This is a genomic window from Kitasatospora sp. NPDC024654, assembly GCF_055559155.1.
The window spans coordinates 1-1,555 of the sequence record NZ_JBVHLF010000258.1; the positions used below are offsets into that span (position 1 = coordinate 1).

Genomic DNA, 1,555 nt, shown 5'->3' on the forward strand with positions numbered 1-1,555 from the left:
ACCTGGCCAAGCTCCGCGAACTCGGCTACGACGTCACCGCCGAACCGCCTCCCGCCGCATAGCGATCACCCGCAGGAGGTTTTCACCTCAGAGTCCTCGGGGGCCATGACGTCCGCCGGCAGCCCGCCATGCTGAGCCGCCGTGAACAGGACACTCACGAAGATCTCCGTCAGGGGTTGCTGTTGGCGGCTGGCCCGCCAACCCACCCCGGCGCCCGGTAGGGACGACGTGCCGGCGATGGGGGCGGTGTACCTCTGGCGGGCCTCGGTGATCGTGTCAGACGACCGTTCTACGATCGCCCCGTGTCTGAGAACGATGACCTCCCCGACGACCTGATCGCACTCCAGCGCCAGCGCGCCGATGCCCGCCTGGCCCTGCTCCTGTACACCGCCCGGGTGGAGGAGCGCCGCCGCCAGCAGCACCCAGGCGACGAGGAGATCGTCGAGCGCCGCACCTGGACGGACGAGGAGAACGCCCGCTGGGAAGAACTGCGCGCGACCGAGCGCGCGGCTGTCGAGAAGGTCGCGGCGCACGCGGCGATGGAGGCAGTCAGCCGGGACTCGAAGCTTCGGCACAAGCTGTTCGCCGCCGCGCCGATGCCGGAAGTCACTGTCCGGGACGTCGCCGCCGACCCGCAGGCAGCGGGCTCGACCACGCGGCGCGCGCTGATCGTGCGGCGCGGTGGCGTGGAGAGTGAGGAAGACATCGCCGACGCGGCATAGCGCCCCGTCTCACCCTGCAGGTTGGCCCCACCCGGGAAGCCCCCTACCTGACCGCGCCCACGCGGGCTCGCCGTCGCGCCGACCACGGCCTGGAGATACCTGGAGGCCGGCGCCCCTTGTCGGGATGCCAGCCTCCAGTGCTTTCGCAGGGCCGCAGCAGCGTAGCGCCGACCACGGACACCGACCTTGGCCGGGCGGGCTTACCAGGCCACGCCCAGGGCCTCCAGCTGCTCGATCTGCTCGGCGTTGAGCTTGTCGCGCCGGGCTTTCTGGTTGTTCAGCCAGGTTCCCAGCGACAGCCCCTCCGTGGTCTTGTGCGTGCGCGGCACCTTCGCGTGTCCCTCCCCGCGCAGGCACGGCGCGCCGCCACATGCGGCGCCGCGCCGGTGGGCCTGGCGACGGTTCAGCTGGTCGGGGCGATGGTCAGGCAGGAGGTCGAGGGGGGCGCGGTGAATCCGGTGCCGGTGACCGTCGCGGTCTGTGCGGCCAGGCAGGTCGGGGCGATCACCGCGAACTGCACGAACCCCGCGCCGCGCGCCGTGTCCAGGGTGTCGAAGGCCTGGGTCCCGGAGATGTTGACGGGCCAGCCGGGGGCGGCGGGGCAGTACGGTGCCGTGTCGATGGTGTTCTTCGTGTTCGTGCCCGCTTGGTACGGACCGAGGCCCGGCGTCGTGATGCTCGTGGTGAGCTGCGGGCCGTTGCCGGTACCGGCGATCTGACGCACGCAGTTGTTCATGTTGTCAATCCCCTGGAAACGTAGAGTCGTCTCTATGCGGCTTCGTCCCTCTGTCGGGTCTCGGCTCGCTGCTGGTTGATGATGCGTTCGAACTCGG

3 protein-coding genes are annotated in these 1,555 nt (G+C 70.5%); 1 reads left to right on the plus strand and 2 read right to left on the minus strand.

Annotated features, from left to right (window positions below; all coding sequences use genetic code 11):
• Positions 1 to 302 precede the first annotated feature (302 nt).
• The gene (locus ACZ38L_RS39460; protein ID WP_465702980.1) at positions 303 to 722 is read left to right on the plus strand and encodes a hypothetical protein; all 420 of its coding nucleotides are present in this window, start codon (positions 303 to 305) and stop codon (positions 720 to 722) included.
• Between the two features lie 200 nt (positions 723 to 922).
• Here the strand turns inward: ACZ38L_RS39460 and ACZ38L_RS39465 are convergent, their stop codons facing one another.
• Both ACZ38L_RS39465 and ACZ38L_RS39470 read right to left on the minus strand, forming a co-directional pair.
• On the minus strand, positions 923 to 1,216 hold the full coding sequence (locus ACZ38L_RS39465) for a helicase associated domain-containing protein (protein WP_465702984.1): 294 nt from the start codon (positions 1,214 to 1,216) through the stop codon (positions 923 to 925).
• Positions 1,126 to 1,458: a hypothetical protein gene (locus ACZ38L_RS39470; protein WP_465702982.1), complete on the minus strand. Its 333-nt coding sequence runs from the start codon at positions 1,456 to 1,458 to the stop codon at positions 1,126 to 1,128. Before ACZ38L_RS39470 ends, ACZ38L_RS39465 begins: the two co-directional genes overlap by 91 nt.
• Positions 1,459 to 1,555 lie beyond the last annotated feature (97 nt).